27 protein-coding genes, 1 rRNA gene and 1 riboswitch are annotated in these 25,749 nt (G+C 66.8%); of the genes, 13 read left to right on the forward strand and 15 right to left on the reverse strand.

From position 1 onward, the window contains the following. Positions 1-53: 53 nt before the first annotated feature. Positions 54-171 (forward strand): 5S ribosomal RNA (gene rrf / locus B841_RS03780). Positions 172-375: 204 nt separating this feature from the next. Continuing rightward, the gene (locus B841_RS03785) at positions 376-720 is read left to right on the forward strand and encodes a hypothetical protein (protein WP_020934160.1); all 345 of its coding nucleotides are present in this window, start codon (positions 376-378) and stop codon (positions 718-720) included. Here the strand turns inward: B841_RS03785 and B841_RS03790 are convergent. The 7 genes from B841_RS03790 to B841_RS03820 all read right to left on the reverse strand — a co-directional run bounded on the left by B841_RS03790 (position 717) and on the right by B841_RS03820 (position 8,307). After that, positions 717-1,367 carry a DUF3239 domain-containing protein gene (locus B841_RS03790; protein WP_020934161.1) on the reverse strand — a complete coding sequence of 217 codons (651 nt, stop codon included), beginning with the start codon at positions 1,365-1,367 and terminating at the stop codon, positions 717-719. The two genes, B841_RS03785 and B841_RS03790, sit on opposite strands and share 4 nt — an antisense overlap. A 21-nt stretch (positions 1,368-1,388) precedes the next feature. Next, a complete protein-coding gene (locus tag B841_RS03795; protein WP_020934162.1) occupies positions 1,389-3,050 on the reverse strand; it encodes a DNA repair helicase XPB in 1,662 nt (553 codons plus the stop codon). A gap of 62 nt (positions 3,051-3,112) precedes the next feature. Continuing rightward, entirely contained in the window at positions 3,113-4,297 is a 1,185-nt protein-coding gene (locus B841_RS03800; RefSeq protein WP_020934163.1) for an ABC transporter permease, read from the reverse strand. Positions 4,298-4,300: 3 nt separating this feature from the next. Further along, on the reverse strand, positions 4,301-5,185 hold the full coding sequence (locus B841_RS03805; RefSeq protein ID WP_020934164.1) for an ABC transporter ATP-binding protein: 885 nt from the start codon (positions 5,183-5,185) through the stop codon (positions 4,301-4,303). Position 5,186: 1 nt separating this feature from the next. After that, positions 5,187-5,702, reverse strand: a complete 516-nt coding sequence (locus B841_RS03810) for a hypothetical protein (protein WP_020934165.1) — start codon at positions 5,700-5,702, stop codon at positions 5,187-5,189. Then, entirely contained in the window at positions 5,695-5,973 is a 279-nt protein-coding gene (locus B841_RS03815; RefSeq protein WP_020934166.1) for a helix-turn-helix transcriptional regulator, read from the reverse strand. The genes B841_RS03810 and B841_RS03815 overlap by 8 nt, the downstream gene beginning before the upstream one ends. Positions 5,974-6,027: 54 nt before the next feature. Next, the gene (locus B841_RS03820; protein ID WP_041631732.1) at positions 6,028-8,307 is read right to left on the reverse strand and encodes a helicase-associated domain-containing protein; all 2,280 of its coding nucleotides are present in this window, start codon (positions 8,305-8,307) and stop codon (positions 6,028-6,030) included. A gap of 65 nt (positions 8,308-8,372) precedes the next feature. Here B841_RS03820 and B841_RS03825 point away from each other — a divergent pair, with 65 nt between their 5' ends. After that, complete coding sequence (locus tag B841_RS03825; RefSeq protein WP_020934168.1) at positions 8,373-8,564, forward strand: hypothetical protein; 192 nt, start codon at positions 8,373-8,375, stop codon at positions 8,562-8,564. Between the two features lie 78 nt (positions 8,565-8,642). On the opposite strand, the gene B841_RS03830 is transcribed toward B841_RS03825, so the two are convergent. Then, the gene (locus B841_RS03830) at positions 8,643-9,272 is read right to left on the reverse strand and encodes a resuscitation-promoting factor Rpf1 domain-containing protein (protein WP_020934169.1); all 630 of its coding nucleotides are present in this window, start codon (positions 9,270-9,272) and stop codon (positions 8,643-8,645) included. 3 nt (positions 9,273-9,275) lie between these two features. After that, positions 9,276-9,465: riboswitch (cyclic di-AMP (ydaO/yuaA leader) on the reverse strand. A 333-nt stretch (positions 9,466-9,798) separates the two neighbouring features. Here B841_RS03830 and B841_RS03835 point away from each other — a divergent pair. Continuing rightward, positions 9,799-10,182 carry a cold-shock protein gene (locus B841_RS03835; RefSeq protein ID WP_020934170.1) on the forward strand — a complete coding sequence of 128 codons (384 nt, stop codon included), beginning with the start codon at positions 9,799-9,801 and terminating at the stop codon, positions 10,180-10,182. A gap of 8 nt (positions 10,183-10,190) precedes the next feature. On the opposite strand, the gene B841_RS03840 is transcribed toward B841_RS03835, so the two are convergent. Together B841_RS03840 and B841_RS03845 are read right to left on the reverse strand one after the other, a co-directional pair. Beyond that, a complete protein-coding gene (locus B841_RS03840) occupies positions 10,191-10,724 on the reverse strand; it encodes a DUF2771 domain-containing protein (RefSeq protein WP_020934171.1) in 534 nt (177 codons plus the stop codon). Positions 10,725-10,742: 18 nt separating this feature from the next. After that, positions 10,743-11,522 (reverse strand): glutaminyl-peptide cyclotransferase, encoded by a 780-nt coding sequence (locus tag B841_RS03845; protein ID WP_020934172.1) that lies wholly within the window; start codon positions 11,520-11,522, stop codon positions 10,743-10,745. A gap of 36 nt (positions 11,523-11,558) precedes the next feature. On the opposite strand from B841_RS03845, the gene B841_RS03850 reads away from it, so the two are divergent. Continuing rightward, positions 11,559-12,302: a DUF3027 domain-containing protein gene (locus tag B841_RS03850; protein WP_020934173.1), complete on the forward strand. Its 744-nt coding sequence runs from the start codon at positions 11,559-11,561 to the stop codon at positions 12,300-12,302. Here B841_RS03850 and B841_RS13290 read toward each other — a convergent pair. Further along, positions 12,299-13,012: an aminotransferase class IV gene (locus B841_RS13290; protein ID WP_020934174.1), complete on the reverse strand. Its 714-nt coding sequence runs from the start codon at positions 13,010-13,012 to the stop codon at positions 12,299-12,301. The genes B841_RS03850 and B841_RS13290 overlap by 4 nt on opposite strands. Before the next feature lie 139 nt (positions 13,013-13,151). Here B841_RS13290 and B841_RS03860 point away from each other — a divergent pair, with 139 nt between their 5' ends. Further along, complete coding sequence (locus B841_RS03860) at positions 13,152-14,642, forward strand: NCS2 family permease (RefSeq protein ID WP_020934175.1); 1,491 nt, start codon at positions 13,152-13,154, stop codon at positions 14,640-14,642. After that, positions 14,642-15,484 (forward strand): TrmH family RNA methyltransferase, encoded by an 843-nt coding sequence (locus B841_RS03865; RefSeq protein ID WP_020934176.1) that lies wholly within the window; start codon positions 14,642-14,644, stop codon positions 15,482-15,484. Before B841_RS03860 ends, B841_RS03865 begins: the two co-directional genes overlap by 1 nt. Here the strand turns inward: B841_RS03865 and B841_RS03870 are convergent. From B841_RS03870 to serC, 3 genes are all read right to left on the reverse strand, one after another. Further along, positions 15,469-16,362: a DUF6928 family protein gene (locus tag B841_RS03870; RefSeq protein ID WP_020934177.1), complete on the reverse strand. Its 894-nt coding sequence runs from the start codon at positions 16,360-16,362 to the stop codon at positions 15,469-15,471. The two genes, B841_RS03865 and B841_RS03870, sit on opposite strands and share 16 nt — an antisense overlap. 21 nt (positions 16,363-16,383) lie before the next feature. Next, positions 16,384-17,358 carry a septation protein SepH gene (gene sepH, locus B841_RS03875; RefSeq protein ID WP_020934178.1) on the reverse strand — a complete coding sequence of 325 codons (975 nt, stop codon included), beginning with the start codon at positions 17,356-17,358 and terminating at the stop codon, positions 16,384-16,386. 122 nt (positions 17,359-17,480) lie between these two features. Then, positions 17,481-18,629, reverse strand: a complete 1,149-nt coding sequence (gene serC / locus B841_RS03880) for a phosphoserine transaminase (RefSeq protein WP_020934179.1) — start codon at positions 18,627-18,629, stop codon at positions 17,481-17,483. 456 nt (positions 18,630-19,085) lie between these two features. Between serC and B841_RS03885 the strand changes: the two genes are divergently transcribed. The 6 genes from B841_RS03885 to B841_RS03910 all read left to right on the forward strand — a co-directional run bounded on the left by B841_RS03885 (position 19,086) and on the right by B841_RS03910 (position 24,942). Beyond that, entirely contained in the window at positions 19,086-20,381 is a 1,296-nt protein-coding gene (locus B841_RS03885; RefSeq protein WP_020934180.1) for a citrate synthase, read from the forward strand. A 111-nt stretch (positions 20,382-20,492) separates the two neighbouring features. Next, on the forward strand, positions 20,493-20,852 hold the full coding sequence (locus tag B841_RS03890; protein ID WP_020934181.1) for an FKBP-type peptidyl-prolyl cis-trans isomerase: 360 nt from the start codon (positions 20,493-20,495) through the stop codon (positions 20,850-20,852). Positions 20,853-20,868: 16 nt separating this feature from the next. After that, on the forward strand, positions 20,869-21,729 hold the full coding sequence (locus B841_RS03895; protein ID WP_020934182.1) for an aldo/keto reductase: 861 nt from the start codon (positions 20,869-20,871) through the stop codon (positions 21,727-21,729). A 398-nt stretch (positions 21,730-22,127) separates the two neighbouring features. Beyond that, entirely contained in the window at positions 22,128-22,406 is a 279-nt protein-coding gene (locus tag B841_RS03900; protein ID WP_020934183.1) for a DUF485 domain-containing protein, read from the forward strand. A 3-nt stretch (positions 22,407-22,409) separates the two neighbouring features. Next, positions 22,410-24,062: a solute symporter family protein gene (locus tag B841_RS03905; protein ID WP_020934184.1), complete on the forward strand. Its 1,653-nt coding sequence runs from the start codon at positions 22,410-22,412 to the stop codon at positions 24,060-24,062. A 109-nt stretch (positions 24,063-24,171) separates the two neighbouring features. After that, on the forward strand, positions 24,172-24,942 hold the full coding sequence (locus B841_RS03910; protein WP_020934185.1) for a hypothetical protein: 771 nt from the start codon (positions 24,172-24,174) through the stop codon (positions 24,940-24,942). Here the strand turns inward: B841_RS03910 and B841_RS03915 are convergent. After that, positions 24,923-25,741, reverse strand: a complete 819-nt coding sequence (locus B841_RS03915) for a DUF1906 domain-containing protein (protein ID WP_020934186.1) — start codon at positions 25,739-25,741, stop codon at positions 24,923-24,925. The genes B841_RS03910 and B841_RS03915 overlap by 20 nt on opposite strands. Positions 25,742-25,749 lie beyond the last annotated feature (8 nt).

Consider the following 25,749-nt stretch of genomic DNA (forward strand, 5'->3'; position numbering starts at 1 on the left):
ACCGGCCTTCCCTTGTGGGGGAGGGTTGCGGTGGTGTTGTTCTGATTGGGTGTGTCGGTGGTTGATAGCGGTAGGGAAACGCCCGGTCCCATTTCGAACCCGGAAGCTAAGCCTACCTGCGCTGATGGTACTGCACTCGGGAGGGTGTGGGAGAGTAAGACACCGCCGACCAACAACAAACACAACTACATACAGTATGTACTAGAGCCAGGCCCCGAACTCACATAAAGTGAGTTCGGGGCCTGGCTCTTTTTGTGCTTTCTTCAGTCATTCCTTCTGGAATCCGGAAAATACTGGTGAGCACAGGAAGAACCTGAGGCCTGCTACTCTCCGAGTGAACACCCCGATCGCCGGACTGATGAAGGAAGCATTCTCATGATCTACGTGGTGCCTGGGGCGCTGGCCGGGACTGCCTTCTATCTCCTGCTCGTCGGGGTGAACGCGGCGGTGGAGAGGATCTGGTCAAGGCAGCGGCGGCTGCGGGCACACAGTCGCCTAGTCATCTATTGCCTCGTCGCTGTCGCATTCACTTTCTTTATCGTCATGGCCGGCGGCGGGAACTGGGCCACTCACATGCAGATCGCCGGTTTCCTGTTGTCCGGCTGCATCTTCAGCTCCATGACGGCATTAGCTGACGCATCGTCCTCTCGCCTCCCTGACAAGAAAAGCGCCGCCCCTCAGAGTGAGGGCGGCGCTGGAACAAGCTGGGGGAGTGGCTAGAGCACGATGAGGTTGTCGGCGCTGGCCTTGACGTCGTCAAGCTTGTTGCGGTTATTGTCGAGCTTGTTCCACTGGTCGTTGGGGATGGACTTTCGGGCGAAGGTGACCACGTCTTCGTCGGGGGTCCCCCAGGCGATCGGCATGGGCGTGATTGACTGCCAGTGGTCTTTGTCGCGGGAGGTGCGCTGTCCGTGGAGGGCGGCGCAGGGGATCTTGGTCCCCGGCTTCGGCGGGGTGGGCAGGCCGGGGATGGCGGAGACCTTGACGGCGGCCAGACCCCAGCGCGGCGGCAGCTCCGGGTCGACGTTGGTGTTGACCAGCGCGAGCAGGAGGAAGTTCTTCTCTTGGACCTCCGCGACGACGGCGGGTACGAGCGGGGAGCGATCGTACATCTCTTGCGCCTTGCCGGAGCTTTTTCCGGCGGCGATGCCGGCTGCCGCGAACGCCCCGCCCAAGAGCACGCCCACAATGAGCACCATCAGCGCCCAGGCGGATTGTTCGCCGGGGCCGAAGTAGACGTAGATGACGCCGAGTACGGCGAGGATGCCGAGGAGTATGCCGCTAACGCGGAATTGCCGGGTGTTGCGGATGAATTCGTTGTTGGCGCGTGCGAACTCTTCGTCGACGTCGAATGTGAAGACCTTCATGATGCCTCCCAGGGTACTGGTCTAGATCTGTAGGGTGTCGATGTCCTCGGCATCGATGATGCGGTAGGCGTAACCTTGCTCTGCAAGAAAACGTTGGCGGTGCGCCGCATATTCCGCGTCGAGGGAGTCGCGGGCGACGACGGTGTAGAAATAGGCTTCCCCGCCGTCGGCTTTGGGGCGCAGCAGCCGGCCCAGCCGTTGGGCCTCCTCTTGTCTGGAGCCGAAGGTGCCGGAGACCTGCACGGCGACGGCTGCTTCCGGCAGATCGATGGAGAAGTTCGCCACCTTACTGACCACCAAGACGGAGAGTTCGCCGGAGCGGAAAGCGTCGAAAAGTTCCCCGCGCCGCTTATTGGAGGTCTTCCCGTCGATGAGCGGCGCCCCGGTACGCTGCGCGATTTCCTCGAGTTGTTCGATGTAGGCGCCGATGATCAGGGTCGGTTGGCCGTCGTGCTTGGCCAGGAGCTCGTCGACGACCCGCAGTTTGCCGTCTGATCCCGCGGCTACCCGGTATCGATCGCGGGTTTCGGCGGTGGCATAGACCATGCGCTCGGCATCGCTCATGGTGGTACGCACCTCCACGCACTCGGCCGTGGCGATGTAGCCGGCGGCCTCGAGCTCCTTCCACGGGGCGTCGTAGCGTTTCGGCCCGATCAGCGAGAACACGTCGCCCTCCCGGCCGTCTTCGCGCACCAGCGTGGCCGTCAGCCCGAGGCGGCGCCGCGACTGCAGATCCGAGGTCATGCGGAAGACCGGGGCGGGCAGCAGGTGCACCTCGTCGTAGATGATCAGGCCCCAGTCGCGGGAGTCGAAGAGCTCCAACGCGCGGTATTCGCCCTTCGTCTTGCGGGTGACCACCTGATAGGTGGCGATGGTCACCGGCCGTATCTCCTTGCGCTCCCCGGAGTACTCGCCGATCTCGTCTGCGGTCAGGGTGGTGCGTTTGAGCAGTTCATCCCGCCACTGTCGACCGGCGACGGTGTTGGTCACCAGGATCAGGGTGGTGGCGCGTGCCTGCGCCATGGAGGCGGCGCCGACGATGGTTTTGCCTGCCCCGCAGGGCAGGACCACCACGCCTGATCCTCCCTCCCAGAAAGATTCGGTGGCGTAGCGCTGGTAGTCGCGCAGCTCCCAGGGCTCGATCTCGGCGGATAACTCTATGGGGTGGGCTTCCCCGTCGACGTAGCCGGCCAGATCCTCGGCGGGCCAGCCGACCTTGAGCAGCTCCTGCTTCACTCGGCCGCGTTCGGAAGGGTGCACGACGACGGTCTCGTCGTCGATGCGCTGGCCCAGCATGGGGGCGATCTTTTTGTGTCGGGAAATCTCCGCCAGGATCGCGGGCTCCGGAGACTCCAGCACCAGCCCGTGGGCTGGGTTTTTGAGCATGCGCACCCGCCCGTAGCGGCTCATCGTCTCGGCGACGTCGATGAGCAGAGCCTGGGGTACGGGGAAGCGGGAGTAGCGTTCGAGCACGTCGACGACCTGCTCCGCGTCGTGTCCCGCGGCGCGCGCGTTCCACAGTGCCAACGGGGTGATGCGGTAGGTGTGGATGTGCTCCGGGGCGCGTTCGAGCTCCGCGAACGGGGCCAGCGCGGCGCGTGCTTCGTCGGCCAGCTGATGCGCGAGCTCCAGCAGCACGGTCTTGTCGGACTGGACGATTAAAGGACCGTCACCGAATGCCAAAAATGCTCCTCAACGAGAAGGGATCACAGTGTCTATCCCTCCCATTATGCAGCACCTGTCAATTACGCGGTCTTCGCGGTGACCGCCTGCCGCCAGGTCATTTTGGCGCCGTTGTTGAGGATCGCGGCGCGGTAGATCCGCGCCACCAGCCACAGCGCCCCGAAGGTCACCAGAGCGTAGATGCCCAGCGACGCCAGCGCCTCCCACAGCGTCATGTTGCCGGCGGCGTACTGCAGCGGGGCCATCGCCCCGGAGATCGGCGGGATCCATGCGACGACCTGCACCCAGGTGGCGTCGAGGAGGGAGAAGCTGAAGGCGGCGACGTAAATCACGGCCAGCAGCAGGATCATCACCGGACCCTGGGTGGTCTGCAGGTCTTCGGTGCGTTGGACCATGGCGCCGGCGGCGGCGTACAGGCTGCCGAAGAAGATCATGCCGATGATGAAGGCCAGCAACACCAGGGGCAACGCCGTCCAGTCGAAGGAGATGCCCTCCACCAGGCCGGAGGCGGCCAGCGCGGCCGCCCCGATCCCGATGAGCAGGAAGGAGGCGAGCAGCCCGAAGAGCGCGTTGCCGAGGATCTTGCCGGCGAGGAAATCCAGGGGGCGCACCGCCGCGAGGACGAGTTCCACGACGCGGGAGGATTTCTCCTCCGTCACCCGCGAGCCGATGTTGGCGGCGAAGAAAATGATCATGCTCAACGACAGCAGGACCGCGACGAAGGCGACCGTCAGGGTGGCCAGGTCGCCCTCGGAGAGGGAACCGTCGTCGGAGAGGTCGGTTTCGGTGACGGTGGCGGCGGGCAACGTCTCGGCGAACTCGGCCGGGTCCACCCCGAACGCCGCCAGCGTGTCGTTCATGGCGACGGCGGTCACGGCCTGGTTGACGGCGGAGCTGACGCTCAAGGAGGCGGTGCCGTCGACCAGTAATTCCCAACCGTCGTCGGCGGGGAGGACGGCGGCCTCCACGTCGCCGGAAAGCACGGCTTCTTCCGCAGCCGCGCGGTCCGCGACGGTGACTGCATCCACCCCGGTGCCGGTGAAGGATTCGGGGGCGACGTCGACGACGGCGACCTCGTCGGGGGTGACTTCGGCGTCGCGGTTGTCGAAGAACATGCCCAGCCCGATGAGCCCGAGCACGAGGATGAGCATGAGGGCGACGGAGACGATGATGCCGCGGTTTTTCGCGGCCAGGGCCATTTCGCGTTTCGCGGTGACGGCGACGGTGCCGAGGGAGGAGTAGCTCATGGGTTAGACAGCCTTCACGGTTTCGCGGAACAATTCGGTCAGGTCGGGCACCCGGCGGGTAAAGGAGTGCACGGGGCCGGCGTCCAAAGCCGCCCGCAGGATCTCTTGGTCCTGTTCGGGTGAAGTGGCCTGCAGGACGACACCCTCGGGCGATTCCTCGATCAGCGTCGTACCCGGCGGGTACCAGCCGCGGGCCGGGGTGGCCACGTCGTAGAGGAGTGGGCCGCCGGCGCGCAGCTCCTCGACGGTGCCTTCGGCGACCATGCTGCCGTGGGCGACGATGCCCACCCGGTCGCAGAGACGCTGGACCAGATCCAGCTGGTGCGAGGAGAACATCACCGGCACGCCGGCGCGGGCGCGCTCCAGCAGCATCTCGCTCATCACCTCCACGGCGACGGGGTCCAGGCCGGAGAAAGGTTCGTCGAGGATGAGCAGGTCCGGGTCGTGGACCAAGGAGGCGGCGAGCTGGACGCGCTGCTGGTTGCCCAGCGAGAGCGCTTCGAGCCGGTCGTCCATCCGCTCGCCGAGGCCGAGTTGTTCCAGCAGGGTCTCCGCGTTGGTGCGCGCCGCCGCGGACTGCATGCCGTGCAGCCGGCCGAAGAAGGTCAGCTGGTCGGCGATCTTTTCTTTGGCGTAGAGCCCGCGTTCTTCGGGCATGTAGCCGATGCGGCGGCGCAGGTCGTCGTCGAGTGGGGCGTCGCCGAAGCGGACCTGTCCGGAGTCGGCGGAGAGCACGCCCAGGGCGATGCGCATGGTGGTGGATTTGCCGGCGCCGTTGGAGCCGACGAAGCCGTAGACTTCGCCTTCCCGGACGGAGAAGGTCATGTCGGTCAGGACCCGGTGGTCCCCGAAAGTCTTGTTCAGGCGGTCGATGTGCAGGGACGGCATGTCAGCGCTCCTCGTCGGCGTCGCGGTTGAAGGTCAGGGCGTAACCGACGGCGGGCAGGGTGCTGACGATGCTGCTGGAATAGAGCATGAACAGCCCGGCGACGGTTCCGACGGTGGCGGGGCTCAATGCCCCGGAAAAGAAGGTGGACACGGTGAAGATAGTCAGGGCGCCGATGAAGAGTAGCACCAGCAGCACATTGAGGGCGCGTTGACGCCAGACGGCGAGCACCTCGGACTCGTAGTCGTCGAGCCGGTCGCGGGGCGCTGCGTCGCGCACGCCGATCGTGGAGCGCAGCACCGTCCAAGCGACCAGCGCGATCACGAGGCAGACGAGAAAGAGCCACACGGCGTGCGGCCACCGGAACATGGCGAGCTGGAAGACGATGGCGGCGGCCATCATGACGGCGTAGGTGGTGATCAGCGCTTTGGTGGCACGGGGGTTACGCAGGCGGGGGAACGTCGGGCCGTCGGAGGTGACGTAGTTCCAGTAGCGTTCCTGCAGGGTGGTCTCAGGCATGGGCGCCTCCTTGTCGGGGAGCGAGTTGGTCGAGGCTGAGCGGGGTGAACTCGGTACGCGAGAAGACGGCCTCCACCGGCAGCTCGAAGACCTCGCAGATGCGCATCGCCAAATCGAGGCTGGGGTAGTGGTCGCCGCGCTCTAAGGCGCCGATGGTCTGGGGGTTGACGTCGACGAGCTCGGCGAGGTGGGCGCGCGAGAAGTCCCGTTCAGTGCGCAGCACGCGGACCCGGTTGAAGAGCGGGCGGCGTGATTTCCGTTTCGGGGACATGCCCTCATTGTTGCATAAACCCAACGAATTGTCGGGATTGGGTAACAATTTTCTTTAATCCACGATGACCTGCGTGATGCGGTGCAGGAGAAACCGCTGCACCCTGCCGGTCTTCTCGTCGACGGCGTCGACCTGCCCGCCGGTGACCGTCAACGGCTTCACCGTCGCCTGCAGCGCCCGGCCATGCTTGTCGACGACCCCGAGCGTCACCGTCTTGCCGCCGCGCGCCGCCGCCTGCAGCACGCTGAGCGACTCTGAGCCGGCGATGATTCGGGGATCCTCCCCGTCCTCGCCTTCCGCAGCCCCACGCCGGAGCGCACGCACCGCGGCCGCCACCCGCGAGTCGTCCACCTTCGGCCGGGCGGGCGCCCGCAGGCGCTCCGCCGGCACCGTCGCGGCGGTCGGCCGGATGTCCACGGCCGAGCCCTCCGCGTCCTCTGCGACGGCGTGATGCTCGCCCGCCCGCAGCCGTTCCAACACCTCGGCCAACAGCAGATCGGAGACCGCCACCGTCGGCGCCAGCCGCCGCAGCCCCGCTTCCGCGGCCGTCGGGCCCGCGAACACCGCATCCAACAGCGTCGGGTCTTCGGTGCGCAGGTAACTGGCGATAGCCCCACCGCGCAGCCCGCCGTGGCGGCGGGCGACGTCCGCCACCAGATACGTCAACGACTGCGGCAGTTCTCCGAGGGCGTGGCGCTGGAACCATCCGGCGACGTCCTCGGCGCTGCGCCCCGCGTCCAGCGCCCGCCGCAGCGACGCCTCCGAAATCCGGTAGACGCTGGCCAATCCAGGTGACTCCAGATCCGCCATGAGCTCCAGCTGCGACTGCAGCTGCCGGGGGAGGGGGCCGGGCACCATCACCGTCATGTCGCCCTGGACGATCACTCGGTCCACCTCCGGCGGGGTGACCGCGGCGACGGCCGCCGCGACGTCCTCGTCGTCACCGGCGTGCAACAGCCGCAACCACGTCGTCGCCGCCCCCGCAGCCACGGCGCCGATCCACTGCGCTTCTTCCGCCAGCGCCGTAGTCTCCTCCGCCGGGCCGGCGGACGCGGACAACGGAGAGAGGAAGTGCAGGTCTTCGAGCAGGTCATCAGCACTCAACGCCACCCCTTCCGCCGCCCGCACATACGGTTCGGTGACCAACGCCCGTCGCTGGGATAGCCGTTCGTTGCGTGAGGCGTCGCCGAGCAGCCGGATCGGCTGCCCGGCGTCGTCCTTTTCACCCGCCCGCCAGTGCGTGAAAGGGCTGACCCACCATCCGGCCAGCAGCCGAGCCCACTGCGTGGCCAGCGGTTCTTCCGCCCATTCGCCGGCCACCTTGGTCGGGGCGAGAAACTGCGCGTCCTCTTCTGCCTTCAGCGCCATGATTTCACCGCGGCCGATCAGCCCTGCCGCCACCCCGAGGCTGACCAGCTGATGGATCTCCGCGACCGGGTGCCCCAGCGCCTTGCCCAATTGGGCCACGGCGCGGACGCCGACGGTGGCGTCCCGGTTCAGCGCCACCGGCGCCGCACCCAGATGGTCCAGCAGGCGGCTCATCCGGCGGGTGACCTCCAGCCCCTGGCCCGCGCCGGCCTCGTTGGCGCGGCGCCCGGCGTCGGGGTCGGCGACGGCCTCCCCGCGCACGCGCGCCGAAGGGTGCAGCGGGATGTCGGTGGGCGCTTCCCCACGCACCGCCTGAGCGACGGCGCGCGGCAGGCGCACGTTCCCGGAATCGACGCGGACCAGCAGCCCGGCGGCGATCAGTCGGGGGACCGGACGAGCGGGATCCGCGTCGACGGCGGCGTCACGGGTGTGGCCGAGTCCGCCGGCGGCCGCCAGCGTGTCCAACACCGCGCGTTCCCGCGGATCCAGGGAGGCGACCCGCTCGGTGAGGTCGGCCGCGGTGGCGGGGTCCTCGCCGAGCAGGCGCCATCCGCCGGGGAGCACGCTCATGGCCTCGCGCACCAGCAGCACGGGGTCGTCTCCGTAGAGCAGGCCGGCGCGCAGCAGGTCGTCCACGGCCGCGGCGGCGAGGCCGGGATCGACTGTCTTGGGCGCCCGGGAGGTCAGGGCGTCGACGATCTGGCGGCGGGTGACGGGCGTGAACTCGGCGCCGAGGTCGGCGGCGGCCTCCACCGCGGCCAGCTGCAGGGACGTCAGGGAGCGCACTGCTCGGGCGACAGAAGCGCGCAACTGCAGTCGCCCAGCCAAGGGGGTGATCGAAGGGGGTAAAGGCTGAATGACGTCGGGACGCGCCCGGAGCAGCTCAGTGAGGGATTCATCGTCGAGGCCCTCTATCCACGTGCGGAAATCCGGAGGGGTGGGAGTGGCGGGGGTGGGGTCAGTCATGGTGCAGGTCAGTGTAGTGCCCGTTCCAGTTACTTTTTCTCCCCGAGTTTGACACAATGGGGAGTATGGCAAACGTAGAAAAGAAGCGCTTCGTTGATCCGGCTTGGCCGACGCACCTGCCGGAGGGTGAGCACGCTGTCACCGAGATGACGTCCTACCTGGCTGGCCCGTCCAGCCAGTACGGCGACGACATGGTTTTCCCTGTCCCGCACGAACAGCTGAACTACGTGCATCCGTACACGCGGATGAACCGCTAGTTTTAGCGGCACAGACAAAGGGCGCCTTCTTCCCCGCGGGGAAGAAGGCGCCTTGTGCGTCTCTGGGGCGGCGTGCGCTTAGAGGCTGCTCAGGAGCGCGTCGACCTCGCCGCGGCTGGCGGCGTAGAAGGCGTTGAAGTCGTGGCGGTTGGCGTTGTAGAAGTCCACGACCGGGGCCGGCACGTCGACGCCGTACTCGGCTGCGGTGTCCTTCAGCAGCTCGAACAGGGCGTCCACGGCGAGCTCGTCGGTGGTCTGTCCGGCAGCGACGTTGGCCGCCATCATCTGGACCGGGGCGTTGGCCGCCGGCAGGGACTGCGTCGCGGTCGGGGCGGTGCGCGGGGTCGGAGCGGAGTTCAGGCCCAGCTTGGCGGAGCAGGCGGGCCAAGCGCCCCAGCCCTGTCCGGCGAGGGTGCGCTCGGCGACGACGATCTGCTGCTCGCGGGAAGCCTGGTTGGCGGTGGGGGCGAATTCGCCGCCGCCGAAGGCCTGCCAGGTGGACGCAGAGAACTGCAGGCCGCCGTGGTAGCCGTTGCCGGTGTTGATGGACCAGTCGCCGCCGGACTCGCACTGTGCGAGGCGGTCCCAGTCGGAGTCCGGGGCGGCGGAGGCGGTGGGGGCCAGCAGGGCGGTGGCTGCGCCGAGGGCGACGGTGGAGGCCGCGAGCTTGGTGAAGACGGACGAGTTCTTGGTCGTGGAGCGTGCCATGTGTGTTCCTCTCAAGCGGCGCCTGCGGGGTCAGCTGTCGGGTTCGGGCTGAGGTTCACGGTGTGCCCGGCCCGCCGGCGTATGCGGCGGGCTTCACCCCGAGGGTGACGTGTCGTTGATCGGGTCGCCCGGTGCGGCGCGTGGCCGCGGTGGGTCCCCCGCCCCTGTCCATCGATGTCTGCGGTAAGTTTGGTGGTGGATGCTCGTCGTGCGTGTCCGTCCCGGACAGGGTTCGGCGGGGGACGGGGCGCATCCGGCTTTTTGCCTGCCGACGACACTAACCCTTTGTAACGAATGTGTCACGCTGGAGACACGGAAATATTTCAAAACGGCGACGATCGGGTTACGGGCGAGGGGGTTGAACTGCAAAAATGTGAGTTCGCTTTCAGCCTGATTTATATTCCTGTGAGACGCAGCCCCCTCGGTGGGGCGGAAGGCACGCACTGGTGCCTGCCGGCCGGGCGCTGCTAATATTTATTGTTTAACCAATGCGCACGTCCGTGCGGAATTGAAAGTGGTGAGCTTCGTGCCTATCGGAAAAGTCAAGTGGTACAACGCTGAAAAGGGCTTCGGGTTCGTCTCCAACCCGGGGGATGAAGACGTCTACGTCGGCAAGTCCGTCCTCCCGGAAGGGGTGGAAGAGCTGGCCCCCGGCCAGCGGATCGAGTTCGATTTCGCCGCCGCCCGCCGCGGTCCGCAGGCGTTGCGGATCAAGATCCTGGACACCCCGCGTCGCCGCGCCGCCTCCCGGCGCAAGCCGGAGCAATTGGGCAGCATGCTCTCCGACGTGATGACGGTCATCGAGGGCCAGATCCAGCCGGCGCTGTCTGCGGGACGCTACCCGGACCGCAAGACCGGGCGCCAGGTCGCGGAGATCCTTCGCGCCGTGGCCAAAGAGCTCGACTCCTAAAGAAAAAACTACTCGGTGGCCTGCGCGGAGACGGACCACACGGTGGTGTACGGGGTCTCCACCCCGTCCTCGTCGTGGCCGATCATCACGCTGGACACCTCCACCACGACTAGGCGGGGTCGCTCGTCCGAATCACCGACCGGCTCCGCCGACCCCGGGATCTCCACGGAATCCGTGTCGTGCGGGCCGTGCACCTGCTGATCGTTGGCCCCCGGGTCGTCGTAGATGGTCAGCAGCTGCCAGTCATGGTCGTAGATCGGCTCCGGCACCGTGATCGTCAGGCTCTCGTCGGCGCCGACCTCCAGGACGGGCACCTCTCCCTCCTCGCACTCCTCGCCCGGAGCGCACACCATGTAGGGGGAGGCCTCGATGGAGCGGTCTCCGACGGACGCGGTGACCGCGACGTCCTCCGGCTCCGGGGCGGGCCGAGAGCTCAACCACATCTGTCCCAGCACCACTGCGGCCACGACGAGCATGACCACGACGAGCAGACCGAGGATCTGCATGAACGACTTCTGTTTTGCCTCTTTACGGGTGGCCATGACCTGAAATCTTAACGGCTACCGCCCGGAAGCGACGAAGCGCACTTCATAGAGGTCCGGCCACCGCTTCCCGGACAGATAAAACCGGTCGCCGCCGGGGATGTGGGCGATCCCGTTGAGCACATGGTTCGGGTCCGGAACCGCGTTGTTCTCCAGCCCGGCGGCGTCGATGACCGCCGTGACCTCGCCGGTCTCCGCATCGATGCGCATGACGTCGGCGTCCATGAACACGTTGGCGTACACGTCGCCGTCAACGCACTCCAACTCGTTGAGCCCGGTGACCGGCTCCCCGTCCAGGGTGACGGAAAAACGCTCCCGCTCGGCGAAGGTCTCCGGATCCACCCGCCGCAACTGGTCGGTGCCGTCGGACATGATCAGCTCGTCCTGCCGGGAACACAGTCCCCACCCTTCACCGTCGTATTCGGCCCGCCCCACCTCGGCGAGCGTGTCGGCGTCGCGCCGCAGGGCCACGCCCGCCTGCCACGTCAGCTGCCACACGGTCTCGCCGTGCCGGGTCAACCCTTCGCCGAAGAACTCGTCGGCCAGCTCGTGGGAGTCTGACTGCCGCCCGTCGATCGTGCTCCGGTAGATCCGCGAGTCACCGCGCATCCCCGTCCCCACGAGCAGGCGCCCGTCCTCGTCGACTTCCAGCCCTTGGGTGAAACTCGTCTCGTCGAAGGGGTGGACGTCGACCACCTCGACGGTGAGACGCTCCACGGGAGCCGGGGCAGAACCGCAGGCGACCAGAGACGTAGCCAGCAGGGGAATGAGTGTCACGCACAGACGTGGGGAGGCCATGGCCTCATTTTGCCTCAGATGCCCCATAATGAGGGTATGTCCCATTCGAATCGTCGCCGCAGCCGTAAGAAGCCGTCCACCCGCACCACTCCGCTGCTGGGAAACGACGCCGTCGTCGTCGCGCGCCGGGCCCTGGAGGAGCTCGGCGAGGGGGACGTGGGCGAACACGTCGGCGTGTCCGGTCTCACCGCGAACGTGGCCACCCACCGGTTCGCCGCCGAGGTGCCGGGATACCCCGGCTGGGAGTGGAACGCGGTGCTGGCGTGCGCGTCCGGCTCCGACTACGTCACCGTCAACGAAGTGGCGCTCGTGCCCGCGCCCACCGGGGAAGCGCTGCGCGCCCCGGAATGGGTTCCTTATGACCAGCGTGTCCTGCCCGGCGACCTGGGCCCGGGCGACCTCATGCCGCCGGCGCCGGACGATGTGCGCCTGACCGACGACGCCGACGACCCGGAGGCGGTGGATGTGGGCGTCGACAAGCGGAAGAGCTTTTTGACGCGCACCGGCCTGAATGAGGCGTTGACGCGCTGGCGCACCGGTGAGTACGGCCCGAACTCCGAATTCGCCGAACAAGCGCAACTGACGTGCCGCACCTGCGCGTTCTTCCTCCCGGCGGGCGGGGCCATCGGACAGACCTACGGGGTGTGCGCGAATGAATTTTCCGCCGACGGCGTACTCGTCCACCAGACCTACGGCTGCGGCGCGCACTCAGAGACCACGCTGACCGATGACTCCGAGGACCCCGACTACTTCGACGACGAGCGGCCGCTGTTCTCCTAAATCTCCTCGGCGTGGGCCCACCGGTGGGTCTCCACCTCGTCGGCGGTGGGAACCCCGCCCCGCTGATCGTCGGGCAGGGTCGGCGCGGTGAGCACGGAGCCGTACTCCCGCCAGCCCGTCACCCGGCGCACGCCGTTGACCGACCCGACCGTCCACGTCTCGTTGACGCGCAGCTCCGAGAGGGGCAGCCCGGCCGGGCGTTCGGTGACGGTGACGCCACGCTCGGCGAGTAAGTCCAGCACCGCGTTGCGGATCACCGACTGCGGGGTGCGGGGATGGGAGGAGACGACCACCTCGCCGGGGAGGATCACCAGCAGGCCGGAGCGGACGGCCGAAATGACGGCGCCGGCCTCGTCGACCAGTAATCCCTCGACTGCGCCGCGAGCCGCCAGCTGCGCCAGCTGTCTGTTCTGCCAGCCCAGATCGGGGCCGGTGAACACCGGCTGGACGCGGCGATCCAGGATGGGTTCGGCGTCGAGCACATGAGACTCGGGGAGGGCAGGAAGCGAGCGGATGGACACCGACACCGCCCCCTGGTCGGCCCGGATGACCGGTCGGACGTCGTCAGGCCCGAGTTCCTGGAGCGTGGTGCGCACCTCGGTGAGCTTCAGCGGCGAAAGGGCCGCCGTATCGCGCAGCCAGGCCAGCTGCCGGGAAAAGTGCGGTGCTCTGCCGCCGCGTATGGCGAAGGTGGTCACATATTCGGGCACGACGATTCCTCCTGTTAGGCCTCCTCAAGGATACCCGGCCGGAATCACGGGACACGATTCCAGGTTTTGTGGAAAAAGCGGATCAGTGAGATTCTTACAAAGAAAAATACCCAGGATCCGTGGAGCGAGGAGCGACACCATGACGGAACCCGCTGCTGAGGCGTCGACGCGCCCGGCGACAGCCCGGCAGCCGAAGAACGGCTTAGACAAATACTTCCACATCACGGAACGGCGAACCACGGTCGGCGCGGAGATCCGCGCAGGCGTGGTCACCTTCTTCGCGATGGCCTACATCATCTTGCTCAACCCGCTGATCCTGGGCACCAGCGCCGACAGCGAAGGCACCGTCTTGGGCGTCCCCCAGGTCGCCGCCGTCACCGCCTTCGCAGCCGGCGTCATGACCATCCTCTTCGGTGTCGTGGCCAAATACCCCTTCGGCATCGCCGCCGGGCTCGGGCTGAACACCCTGGTCGCCGTCACCCTCGTCGGCGGACACGGCCTGACCTGGCCCGAGGCCATGGGGCTGGTCGTCATCGAGGGCATCATCATCGTCCTGCTGGCGGTCTCTGGGTTCCGCACCGCCGTGTTCCGAGCCATCCCGCAGTCCATGAAGGCGGCCATGAGCGTCGGCATCGGCGCCTTCATCGCCATCATCGGCTTCGTCGACGGCGGCTTCGTCAGCCGCGTGCCCGACGCGGCGAACACCACCGTGCCGGTGGGGCTCGGCATCGACGGCTCCATCTCCGCCTGGCCGACCGTCGTCTTCGTCTTCGGCCTGCTCCTCTGCGGCGTCCTGGTGGTCCGCAACGTCCCGGGCGGGCTGTTCATCGGCATCGTCGCCACCACCGTCTTCTCCCTGATCCTGGAGGCGGCGTTCAACATCGGCCCCTCCGTCGACGGGGAAGGCAACACCAACCCGGCCGGCTGGGGCATGGCCGTGCCCACCGCCCCGGACTCCCTCGGCGGGCTGCCCGACCTGTCGCTGTTGGGTGCGGTCGACCTGGTCGGCGCCTTCACCCGCATCGGCGTCGTGGCGGCCTCCCTGCTGGTGTTCACGCTGCTGCTGGCCAACTTCTTCGACGCCATGGGCACCATGACCGGCCTCGGCCGGCAGGCGGGCCTCGCCGACGCCGACGGCAACCTGCCCGGCATGAAGAAGGCCCTGGTCGTCGAGGGCGTCGGTGCCGTCGTCGGCGGCGCCAGCTCCGCGTCATCGAACACCGTGTTCGCGGACTCCGCCGCCGGCATCGGCGACGGCGCCCGCACCGGCCTGGCGAACGTGGTCACCGGCCTGCTGTTCCTGCTGGCGATGTTCTTCACCCCGCTCTACGAGATCGTCCCCATCGAGGCGGCCTCCCCGGTGCTGGTCATCGTCGGCGCCATGATGATGGGCGGCGTCCGCGACATCGACTGGTCCAAGTTCTACATCGCCCTGCCCGCCTTCCTGACCATCATGGTCATGCCGTTCACCTACTCCATCGTCAACGGCATCGGCGTCGGCTTCATCGCCTTCACCGTCATGTACGTCGCCGCCGGCAAGATCAAGGACGTCCACTGGATCATGTGGGTGATTTCCGCGCTCTTCGTGGTCTTCTTCGGCATGGACCCGATCATGGACGCACTGAACTGATGCGCGTCCGCATCGAGGATCCCGCCGACCCCCGTCTGGACGACGTCCGCGACCTCAACCACTCCGACAACCGGCCCGACCTGCCCGGGGGCAAAGGGTTGATCGTCGCGGAAGGCCCGCTCGTGGTCTCCCGCCTGCTGGCCTCCCGCTTCCCGGTCCGCACCTTGGTGGGCTTCCCGAGCAAACTCGACGCCTACCTGGCCGAGCACGAGGTCCCCGACGACGTCGACGTCTACGAGGTCTCCCGCGAGGTGCTGGCGGACGCCGCCGGATTCGACCTGCACCGCGGCCTGCTGGCCACCGCTGTCCGGGCTCCGGAGCCGACGGTGGACGACGTCCTCGCGAAGGCCCGCACCGTCGTCGTGCTGGAGGGGGTGGGCGACCACGAAAACATCGGCGCCCTCTTCCGCAACGCCGCCGGCATGGGCGTCGACGCCGTCCTCTTCGGCAACGGCTGCGCCGACCCCCTGTACCGCCGCAGCGTGCGCGTGTCCATGGGCCATGTGCTGCGCACCCCGTTCGCCCACCTGGAGGGCACCCACACCACCTGGCAGCGCAGCCTCGCACAGCTTCGCGACGCCGGATACCGCCTCGTCTCCATGACGCCCGCGGGCGAGGTCACCCTCGCCGAAGCGCTCGTCGACGAGGCCGGCGCCCCCTGGGGGAAGCTCGCCCTGCTGGTCGGCGGGGAAGGGCCAGGGCTGACCGAACACGCCATGCGCGCCACCGACGCCCGCGCCATGATCCCCATGGCCCCCGGCACGGACTCCCTCAACGTGGCCACCAGCGCGGCGGTCGCCTTCTACGAACGCGACCGCTCGCTGCGTCACCGATCCGTGTAGCGGATCTTCTCGTTGACGGTGCGCAGCAGCTCCTTGGCCCGGCGCCCCGCCCCGCGCCCGACCCGCTTGACCAGGGCGCCGGTGGCGCGGAAAAACTGCCGGAACTCATCGCCCGTGGCCTCGCCGGTGTCGACCCCGCTGGAATAATCGTCGTAGTCCGCGTGCGCCGGCCCCAGGCGGAGCTTCTCCGCCGACCCGCTGGCCAAGTTCCCCACGTCCAGCTCCGCCCGCTTCTCCGGGACGTCCAGCCGCGGCTCCGGACGGCCGTCCACCGCGTAGCCCACCACGTGAATGTCGGGGCCCTCCGGCGACACATCGACCCCGAGCCACGAGCGCTGCGCCTCCGCGACCAGGTCCGGCGGATCGAAGGGGAGGGACAACCCTCCCAACTGCTCGTTCATCTCACCCGCCCAATAGGGACTTTCAAACGGCTCCGGCAGACCCACATCCTCGAACATCACGTCGCGCACCGCGCACAAAGAACGCTTCAACACCCCGTCTTCCCAATGCGCGAAACCCCCGAAACCCGCCTCGTCGTCCACCGCAAAGGCGTACAGATCCCGGGCGGGGGCGGAAGACAACAGCCGAGAGTCCACGTCCGAGAGACGGCGCAGGTCGGTGAGCCACGTATGGACCACAGTCACGCCTGGGAAACCCGCGACGTAGAATTCACCCTCCGACGCCGGCGCCGAACGGTTCAACGGAAACTGCCCGATCGGGGTGATCGGCCACCGCGGGTTCAACTGGGCCAGATACTTACGGCCGAAACCGCGGTCGGCTTTGGGTTCCTCCCGCAAAATCGCGCCGGGGTCCTCCGCGGTGACGAACCACAGCGTGATGGCGATCGGGGACTGTTGAGAATCACTGGTGGTGGCCATGGTGGGGATCCCTGTCTGTCTTTATTGCTTCGGACGCTTCGTGTTGGCACGCACGCCGAGCAGCACGTCCTCCCAGTGCGGTGTGACGGCCTTGCGGCGACGTTTCGACGGGGCGGCCTGCGGCTCGGGATCAGGTTCCACGTCGTCTCCCTCCACGGTGTCCGGCGCCGGATCAGCGGGTGCAGGGGCTTCAGCACGGTCGTCGACTTCCTCGACTACCTCGACGTCCCGCTCCTGCGGCTCCTCGCGCGCCTCCACGTCGACGTCGTCGAAGCTGTCCTCCCGTTGCCTGTGGCTCTCCTCATAGCGTTCGCCCCGGCCCACCGAGGTCAGGGTGCGCACCGGCTGAACGAAGTTGGGGTCGGTGAGGTCCGCCGCCACCGGATTGAGCGCCTCGGCCGTCGGCTGCGGGGAATTGAATCCACGAACCCGCCAGTCGGCGGAATTTTCGCTCAGCCCCGCTTGCCAGCTGATGCGCACGATCCAATCGCCGCCGGGTTCCCGGAACGCGTCCCACTCCGAATCCGCGAGACTGTGCCCACGGGCGCCGAACGCCGCGGCGAGCACCTCCCACAGGGTCAGTTTCGCGGGGCCGTCCTCGCGGACCGGGTGCGACTGCCTCGCCAGCTCCGCGATGCGGGAACGTTCCAACAACACAGGGTGGGCGTAGGGCTCGATGCGGGAGAGGGGCACCCCCATTTCGTCGGCGAGATCCTCCGGCGTCGCGCCGGCACGGATGCGTGCCTGGATGTCCCGCGGGCGCAGCGACAACGTCTCAGCGGGCGGCTGCTCCTTGGTCGGCGGCTTGCTCACGCCCGCCGGCCGGTGCTCGACGGGTTTCGGCTCGTCGGCCGGCAGCAGGGAAAGCAGCTCCTCGGTCACGGGCAGCGCATAATCGGTTCCGTCTGTGTCGCGCAGAACCAGAAGACGCTGGTCGGGCTGGTCGGGCCCGTCCGTTTGGCCGTCCGTGATACGAACGAGGAAAAGCTCGCGCATGCGTTCATCCCTTCTTGCTGGAGCGACAGTCGCCGAACATGGAATCCGGCTGATCTTTCCCCAGCCTAATGCAGAAAAGCGCCGAGCCTTGCCAGACTCGGCGCTCGTGCGTCCGGCAAGGACTAGCCCTGCCGGCCGACGCCCTGCTCGAGGAGAGCGTCGATGGCCTTGGTCAGGATCTCCACGTCGGAGGTCTCGATGGCCGGGAACATGCCGATCCGCAGCTGGTTGCGGCCCAGCTTGCGGTACGGCTCGACGTCGAGGACGCCGTTGGCGCGCAGCGCCTTGGCCAGGACGTCGGCGTCGACGGAATCGTCGAAGTCGATGGTGCCCACGACCAGGGAACGGGTGTCCTTGTCGGTGACGAACGGGGAGGTCTCCTCGCGGGCCTCGGCCCACTGGTAGAGCACGTCCGAGGAGGCGGTGGTGCGGGAGACCATGCCGTCCAGGCCGCCGTTGTCGTTCATCCACTTGACCTGGCTGTCGAGCATCAGCAGCGTGGCGACGGCCGGGGTGTTGTAGGTCTGGTTCTTCCGGGAGTTGTCCACGGCGGTCTGCAGGTCCAGGAACGCCGGGATGAAGCGGCCGGATTCCTTGATCTTGGCGATGCGCTCGATGGCGGCCGGGGACATGGCGGCGAGCCACAGGCCACCGTCGGAGGCGAAGCACTTCTGCGGGGAGAAGTAGTACACGTCGGACTCGGCGACGTCGACCGGCAGGCCGCCGGCGCCGGAAGTGGCGTCGATGGCGACCAATGCGTCGGCGCCGGCGGGGCGGCGGACCGGGACCATGGCGCCGGTGGAGGTTTCGTTGTGCGCCCAGGCGACGACGTCGGCGTCGGCGACCTCTCCGAGCTCATCCACGGACGGCGCGCTGCCGACCGGAGCTTCGATGACCGTCGGCTCATCCAGCCACGGAGCGAGCTTGGAGGCCTTGGCGAACTTCGAGGAGAATTCGCCGTAGGACAGGTGGGCGGACTTCTTCTCGATCAGGCCGAAGGTGGCGGCGTCCCAGAACGCGGTCGCCCCGCCGAGGGACATGATGATCTCGTGGCCCTCCGGGAGGCTGAACAGTTCGCTCAGGCCCTCGCGGACGGAGCCGACGACGTCCTTGACGGCCGGCTGGCGGTGCGAGGTGCCGATGACGCCCGTGGCGCCGTCGACGACGGCCTGGATCTGCTCCGGGCGCACCTTGGAGGGACCGCAACCAAAACGGCCGTCCGCCGGGATCAGCTCTGCCGGGAGAGTGGGGAACTGCTGGGTTTCGCTCATGAAATTCCTTCTTGGTCGAAGCGCCCTGAGAGCGCATGCCGTGCATTGTTGGCAACCACACTCTAACCCCCCAGTGTGTCCAACACCGGAGCGGGTTTTCCGGTGGGTCTGCGATTGGGGGTGGGGCCGGGGGTGGGCGGGTGGTCGTGTAGCCGGTTTCACATTGTTGCTAAGCTGTGCCCAGATCCTCACGCGCCCCCAGTGCGCGGCGGGTTCTGCAAAACTGAAAATAACCTGGCGAAATTATTGCTGGCCAGCTGCGGCGGCAGGTGTGTCCGATTGGGCGGGGAAAGTGTTTGTCCCCCTCAAAGTGGGCAGGGGCGCATAGCTAACTAAGGGCAGGCGCACTAGCGTGTTCACTAGCGCCTCTTTAGGCTCCTGCGGCGCACCGCGGAATACAGCCAACGGCACTACACCGGTGCCGTGGTGTCTACAACCAAGTTTGAAAGGTTCACAGTGGCAACTGACAACAAGGACAAGGCCGTACTTCACTACTCCGGTGGCGAGTACGAAATGGATATCATGCACGCCACGGAAGGCAACGACGGCGTTGTGCTCGGCAAGATGCTGGGTGAGACCGGCCTGGTCACCTTCGACCCGGGCTACGTGTCCACCGGTTCCACGGAATCGAAGATCACCTACATCGACGGTGACGCCGGTGTTCTGCGTTACCGCGGTTACGACATCGCTGAGCTGGCGGAAAAGTGCACCTTCAACGAGGTCTCTTACCTGCTGATCCATGGCGAACTGCCGACCCTGGACCAGCTGCACGAGTTCAACAACGGCATCCGCCGCCACACCCTGCTGGACGAGGACTTCAAGTCCCAGTTCAACGTGTTCCCGCGCGACGCCCACCCGATGTCCGTGCTGGCGTCCTCGGTCAACATTCTGTCGACCTACTACCAGGACCAGCTGGACCCGAAGAGCGAGGCGGACCTGAACAAGGCCACCACGCGTCTGATGGCCAAGGTCCCGATGCTGGCGGCATACGCTCACCGTGCCTCCAAGGGCACCCCGTACATGTACCCGGACAACTCGCTGAACGCCCGCGAGAACTTCCTGCGCATGATGTTCGGCTACCCGACCGAGCCGTACGAGATCGACCCGATCCTGGTCAAGGCCCTGGACAAGCTGCTGATCCTGCACGCCGACCACGAGCAGAACTGTTCCACCTCGACCGTGCGCATGATCGCTTCCGCAGGCGCGAACATGTTCGTCTCCGTCGCCGGCGGCATCAACGCCCTCTCCGGCCCGCTGCACGGCGGCGCCAACCAGGCCGTCCTGGAAATGCTCGAGGACATCCAGAACAACCACGGCGGCGACGCCACCGAGTTCATGGACAAGGTCAAGAACAAGGTCGACGGCGTTCGTCTGATGGGCTTCGGCCACCGCGTGTACAAGAACTACGACCCGCGCGCCCAGATCGTCAAGGACCTGGCGCACGAGGTGCTGGAGCACCTCGGCGGCGACGAGCTGCTGGACCTGGCCCTCAAGCTCGAGGAGATCGCGCTCGCCGACGAGTACTTCATCGAGCGCAAGCTGTACCCGAACGTGGACTTCTACACCGGCCTGATCTACCGCGCCATGGGTTTCCCGACGGACTTCTTCACCGTCCTGTTCGCCATTGGCCGCCTGCCGGGCTGGATCGCCCACTACCGCGAGCAGATCGAGATGAACTCCAAGATCAACCGCCCGCGTCAGATCTACACCGGCGAAACCCTGCGCACCGTTACCCCGCGTGAGGACCGCTAACCGCACGGCGTAACCCCCGACCGGGCTCGCTTCGGCCTATAATGGCTCGAAGCGAGCCCGGTCGCATTGTTTTTCAGACCTTCATCCAGATACTCCTGAGGAGAATATTCCATGGACAAGCCGATCATTGAACCCCTGTCCGGCCCCGCCCCGACCGATGTGGACGCCACCGACCTGGTGGTCGGCGACGGAGCAGAGGCGCAGGCCGGCGGCGTTGTCGAAGTGCACTATGTGGGCGTCGATTTCGAGAGCGGCCAGGAGTTCGATTCGTCGTGGGACCGCGGCCAGTCGATTGAGTTCCCCCTGACCGGCCTCATCGCCGGCTGGCAGGAAGGCATCCCCGGCATGCGTGTCGGCGGCCGCCGACAGCTGGTCATCCCGCCAGAGAAGGCCTACGGCCCGGCGGGCGGCGGTCACCCGCTGGCGGGTCGCACGCTGGTCTTCGTCATCGACCTGCTCAGCGTCAACTAGGAGACCAGGAGCCGCCATGAGTGCTGAGGGCCGTGCTATCCCGACGGTGACGTTGAACGACGGTAAAGAGATGCCGCTGATCGGTCTGGGCACCAGCAAGTTGCTCGACGACGAGGCCGTCCGAGTCGTCCGCACCGCCATCGACCTCGGGTACCGGCACTTCGACACGGCCTCCCGGTACGGCAACGAGGGGGCGTTGGGGCGGGCTTTCGCGGAGGCGATCGCCGCCGGTGACGTCACCCGCGAAGAACTGTTCATCACCTCCAAGGCGTGGCATGACGAGCAGGGCGCGGAACAGGTGCAGGAAGCGTTTCACGGCTCTCTGCGCCGTCTGGGCCTGGAGTTCCTCGACATGTACATGATCCACTGGCCGTGGCCGCAGGCGGGCCGCTACAACGAGACGTTTGGGGCGATGGCCCAACTGCAGGGGCTGGGCCTCATCCAGTGCCTCGGGGTGGCTAACTTCCCGGCGGAGACGCTGGCGGAGCTCATCGCGGCCACCGGCATCACGCCCGTGGTCAATCAGGTGGAGGCGCACGTCGGTTTCACGCAGTCGGAGCTGGCGGCGGAGCACGAGCGTCTCGGAGTGGTCACGGAGGCCTGGTACCCGTTGGCGAAGGGCAGGGTTCTGACTGACCCGGACGTCAAGGCCATCGGCGCCGCAGTAGGGGCGTCCCCAGCCCAGGTGGCCTTGCGTTACCTGCTGCAGCTCGGTTATTCCATCATCCCCAAATCTGCGTCGGCGGAGCGGCTGGGGGAAAACCTCGGTGTGCTGGATTTCCGCCTCAAACGCGATCACATGGAGACGATCGCCCGATTGGACGCGACGGGCGCCTATGGCCGGATGGGGCAAGACCCCGAAGAGTTCCCCGGCTGATCATATTTCTTTGACGGCCCCCTGCTTTCGCTGAAGCGACGGCAGGGGGCCGTTGTCGTTGGGGCAGGGGGTGGCGCGGGGGTGAGGGGGCGTCGGCTGCGCAGCGTAAAGGCGGGGGATGGGGGGAAACTTTGGTTGGTGTCTGGCGTTCTCCTGTCAAACTGGTCGACAGCGGGGCAGAGCGTGAGGTTTACTTCAGAGTAGCTCGAATGTGAAGATCAACACTTTCATTTGAGGTTCGTTGAAAGCCAACAAAATCTGTCGATAGTCCACCGGCGTCACAGCCGGGGCACGATACGCGAAAGGTGTAGAGGTTGAGCACCAGAGATTCAGCTAATCCGCAGGAAGCGGTGAGGGCTCCGGTTCGCCGAGAACCCACCTCGGAAGAGTTCACCGCCATGCGCAACAGCGACCAGTTCCAGAAACTGCGCAGCACATACCGCAAATTCACCTTCCCCATGTCCGTCGCGTTTTTCCTGTGGTTCGCCGTCTACGTCTTCACGGCCGTCTACGCCGCAGAGTGGATGGCGCAGCCGTTGTGGGGGCTGAACGTCGGCATCTGGTTCGGTCTGGCGCAGTTCGTCACCACGTTCCTGATCACGTTCCTGTACGTCGTCTACGCGAACAAGAACATCGAGCCGCAGGCAGCGGCCATTCGCGAAGCAATGGAGGATTAACCCATGACTGACCTGATTCTCGCCCAGGGCGAAAACGAGGGTACGGGCAACCCGATCCTCAACATCGCCGTGTTCGTGGCGTTCATCGTCATCACGCTCGGCGTCGTCGCTTATGTCACGCGCCGCCCCAGCCAGAACGCCGGTGACTTCTACACCGGTGGCGCATCCTTCACCGGCACCCAGAATGGCCTGGCCATCGCCGGTGACTACCTGTCGGCGGCGTCTTTCCTGGGCATCGTCGGCTCCATCGCCCTGTACGGTTACGACGGCTTCCTGTACTCCATCGGCTTCTTCGTCGCGTGGCTCGTCGCCCTGCTGCTGGTCGCAGAGCCGCTGCGCAACGTGGGCCGATTCACCATGGCGGACGTGCTCTCGTTCAGGCTGAAGCAGAAGCCCGTCCGCGTCGCCGCGGCCTTCGGCACCCTGTTCGTCTCGCTGTTCTACCTCATCGCGCAGATGGCCGGAGCCGGCTCGCTGGTGAGCGTCCTGCTCAACATCCACGGTTTCTGGGCACAGGCCGCCGTCGTCGCCGTCGTCGGCGTCATCATGATCGCCTACGTCCTGATCGGCGGCATGAAGGGCACCACGTACGTCCAGATGATCAAGGCCGTTCTGCTGGTCGGTGGCGTGGCCGTTATGACCGTCCTGGTGTTCGTCGCGATCCAGGGCGGTCTGCCGACCCTGCTGAGCGACGCCGTGGATTCCCACGCGGCGTCCGATCGCATCGCAGATGAAGGCTACGAAGCCTCCGAGATCCTCGCCCCGGGTCTGCAGTACGGCGCCGACGGGCTGTCGCAGCTGAACTTCATCTCCCTGGGCCTGGCCCTGGTGCTGGGCACCGCCGGCCTGCCGCACGTGCTGATGCGCTTCTACACGGTTCCGACCGCCACCGCGGCCCGTAAGTCCGTGACCGTCGCCATCGTCCTGATCGGCGCCTTCTACCTGATGACCCTGGTCCTCGGCTTCGCAGCCGCGGCCCTGGTCGGGCCAGACCGCATTCTCGCGGCCCCGGGCGGCGCCAACGCCGCGGCCCCGCTGGTGGCCTTCGAGCTCGGCGGCTCGCTGTTCATGGCGCTGATCGCCGCCGTCGCCTTCGCCACCGTGCTCGCCGTCGTCGCCGGCCTGGCCATCACCGCCTCGGCGTCGGTGGCCCAGGACGTCTACGGCCCCGTTATCCGTGACGGCAAGGCCACCGACGCCGAGAAGGTCCGCGTCTCCCGCATCACCGTCGTCGTCATCGGCGTGGTCTCCATCATCCTGGGCATCCTGGCCATGGAGCAGAACGTCGCGTTCCTGGTGTCCCTGGCTTTCGGCATCGCCGCCGCAGCGAACCTGCCGACGATCCTGTTCTCCCTGTACTGGCGCCGATTCAACACCGCAGGTGCGCTGGCGTCCATGTACACGGGCGTGGTCACCTCGTTGGTGCTGATCATCTTCTCCCCGGCCGTCTCCGGCGCGGAGAACGCGATGATCCCGGGCGCCGACTTCGCGTGGTTCCCGCTGACCAACCCGGGCCTGGTCGCCATCCCGCTGGCGTTCCTCGCCGGCATCATCGGCACCTTCGTGGGTAAGCCGGACAAGCTCGACCACCTCTCCGATGAGATGGAAGTTCGTTCGCTCACCGGTGTGGGCGTGGAGGCCCCGGTCGACCACTAAGGTTTCCTGACTCCGGGAAAGACCGCCGTAGGGACTAACATGAACACTCGTGTTCCGTGACAGTCCCGCTCGGCGGTCCTTTTCTTCATTCGGGGCGGCACTGAGTGTCGTGCTGCTGGCCGCGCTCATCGCCATCCCCGTCGTCGCCTCTTTCGGCGCTCGTACCGACGAACAATCAGCGGTGGCGGGCGAGGAAGATGCCTCTTCCACCGAGGCCGGGCCCACGGAGATGATCGCCCTCACCCCTGACCCCGCGGACTTCGCCTACGCGGGGGAGCGGAGTCAAGCGTCGTTCTACCGTCTGAGCGACGGGATGCAGGTGGGCACCGCCAACGAGCGTAAGGCCCGCCCGGCGCTGAGTCTGATCAAGCTCTACATCGCGAAATACGTGCTGGACAATGGCACGATAGAGGAAAGCTACGACGCTCTGCAGATGCTCGTCGACTCCAATGACCGCTTCGCCGCGGAACTCTACCGCTCTTACCCGGAATCCGTGGATTCAGTGGCGGAAGAATACGATTTGTATTCCACCAGGGGAGCGGAGCAGTGGGGGTATTCGGTGACGTCGACCTACGACGCCGTGACGTTTATTTCTCAGCTCATGGTGGAAAATCCGACGCATCCGATTCTCACGGCGATGAGCGTGTCCACGGAGGTCGCCGCCGACGGCTATGAACAGGACTTCGGCACGGCGCAGCTGCCGGGCGTGCTCGGCACGAAGTGGGGATGGTCGGACGCCCGGGATCTGCACTCTTCGGTCAGCTTCGGCCGCGGGTGGGTGGCCGCGGCGTCGGTGGTCGGGTCCGCGGAAGATTTGACGGAGTACGCGGAGGCCCAGCTGGAGGGCCCCGCCGAGGCAGCTAACTCGAGAGGTTCCTGATGGCCTGGTTGGCCAGCTGCGTAAGATCCAAAGAGTCGCTCGCCGGCAGCGACGGGATTCCGGTCTGCCCCGGGGTCCACTGCCCCCAGTCCTGGGCATAGACGTGGTTGACGTCGACATCTAGTCCGCCAATGGAATCCGCGTCGTCGTCAATGCGGACCTGGTACAGGGCGGCACGCGGGTGGATTTTTCCGTTCGAACCCCACTTGTGCTGCCAGAAGTACTCGCCGATGCCGTCTGCGATGGCCCACTCCATGGTGGAGTAATTGCCGTAAATTCCGGTTTGATAGCCGGCGAGGTTCAGCGCCGCGGAGAACGCCTGCAGATACGGCCTGATCTGAGTGTTGTACTGGGTGCGAGTGGGGTTGTCGTCGATCGCGATGTAGATCGGGCGGCCGGTCGGCCCGCCGGCGGCGCGATGGTAGGCAATGGCCTGCGGCGCGTGGATGGCGGCCCCGGCCGCCCCCGCCTTCCAGTCGGCGGTGGCGTCTTTGCCGTATTGGTAGACCGACGCCACGGCGAGCCCGGTGTCGGCGAAGTCCCGCGTTTCGGCGGCGGTCACTGGCTTTCCTGCCATCCAGTCCGCCCGGCGGCCAGAGACGTAACGGACGGCGCCGATGTGCCCCGCCTCATCCACGGCAGCGGCGGAGGGGACGCCGGCGGAATAGTCGATGACGGTGCCCAGGACCCGGCGCTGGGCGTGGGCCTGAGGAGCGCCGAGGGTGACGGCGCCGGCTGCCACTGCCAAGGCGGATGCCTTGAACAGGTTGCGGCGGGAAAAGGGGGCGGAAGAAGACAAGACGGGTC

This window comes from Corynebacterium maris DSM 45190, from assembly GCF_000442645.1.
GTDB classification, from domain to species: domain Bacteria; phylum Actinomycetota; class Actinomycetes; order Mycobacteriales; family Mycobacteriaceae; genus Corynebacterium; species Corynebacterium maris.

Bases quoted from the DNA above. Each gene is read 5' to 3' on its own strand.
- B841_RS03785 (WP_020934160.1), top strand. From the start codon at position 376: ATGATCTACGTGGTGCCTGGGGCGCTGGCCGGGACTGCCTTCTATCTC.
- B841_RS03790 (WP_020934161.1), bottom strand. From the start codon at position 1,367: ATGAAGGTCTTCACATTCGACGTCGACGAAGAGTTCGCACGCGCCAAC.
- B841_RS03800 (WP_020934163.1), bottom strand. From the start codon at position 4,297: ATGAGCTACTCCTCCCTCGGCACCGTCGCCGTCACCGCGAAACGCGAA.
- B841_RS03805 (WP_020934164.1), bottom strand. From the start codon at position 5,185: ATGCCGTCCCTGCACATCGACCGCCTGAACAAGACTTTCGGGGACCAC.
- B841_RS03810 (WP_020934165.1), bottom strand. From the start codon at position 5,702: ATGCCTGAGACCACCCTGCAGGAACGCTACTGGAACTACGTCACCTCC.
- B841_RS03815 (WP_020934166.1), bottom strand. From the start codon at position 5,973: ATGTCCCCGAAACGGAAATCACGCCGCCCGCTCTTCAACCGGGTCCGC.
- B841_RS03820 (WP_041631732.1), bottom strand. From the start codon at position 8,307: ATGACTGACCCCACCCCCGCCACTCCCACCCCTCCGGATTTCCGCACG.
- B841_RS03825 (WP_020934168.1), top strand. From the start codon at position 8,373: ATGGCAAACGTAGAAAAGAAGCGCTTCGTTGATCCGGCTTGGCCGACG.
- B841_RS03830 (WP_020934169.1), bottom strand. From the start codon at position 9,272: ATGGCACGCTCCACGACCAAGAACTCGTCCGTCTTCACCAAGCTCGCG.
- B841_RS03840 (WP_020934171.1), bottom strand. From the start codon at position 10,724: ATGGCCACCCGTAAAGAGGCAAAACAGAAGTCGTTCATGCAGATCCTC.
- B841_RS03845 (WP_020934172.1), bottom strand. From the start codon at position 11,522: ATGGCCTCCCCACGTCTGTGCGTGACACTCATTCCCCTGCTGGCTACG.
- B841_RS03850 (WP_020934173.1), top strand. From the start codon at position 11,559: ATGTCCCATTCGAATCGTCGCCGCAGCCGTAAGAAGCCGTCCACCCGC.
- B841_RS03860 (WP_020934175.1), top strand. From the start codon at position 13,152: ATGACGGAACCCGCTGCTGAGGCGTCGACGCGCCCGGCGACAGCCCGG.
- B841_RS03865 (WP_020934176.1), top strand. From the start codon at position 14,642: ATGCGCGTCCGCATCGAGGATCCCGCCGACCCCCGTCTGGACGACGTC.
- B841_RS03870 (WP_020934177.1), bottom strand. From the start codon at position 16,362: ATGGCCACCACCAGTGATTCTCAACAGTCCCCGATCGCCATCACGCTG.
- sepH (WP_020934178.1), bottom strand. From the start codon at position 17,358: ATGCGCGAGCTTTTCCTCGTTCGTATCACGGACGGCCAAACGGACGGG.
- serC (WP_020934179.1), bottom strand. From the start codon at position 18,629: ATGAGCGAAACCCAGCAGTTCCCCACTCTCCCGGCAGAGCTGATCCCG.
- B841_RS03890 (WP_020934181.1), top strand. From the start codon at position 20,493: ATGGACAAGCCGATCATTGAACCCCTGTCCGGCCCCGCCCCGACCGAT.
- B841_RS03895 (WP_020934182.1), top strand. From the start codon at position 20,869: ATGAGTGCTGAGGGCCGTGCTATCCCGACGGTGACGTTGAACGACGGT.
- B841_RS03900 (WP_020934183.1), top strand. From the start codon at position 22,128: ATGCGCAACAGCGACCAGTTCCAGAAACTGCGCAGCACATACCGCAAA.
- B841_RS03905 (WP_020934184.1), top strand. From the start codon at position 22,410: ATGACTGACCTGATTCTCGCCCAGGGCGAAAACGAGGGTACGGGCAAC.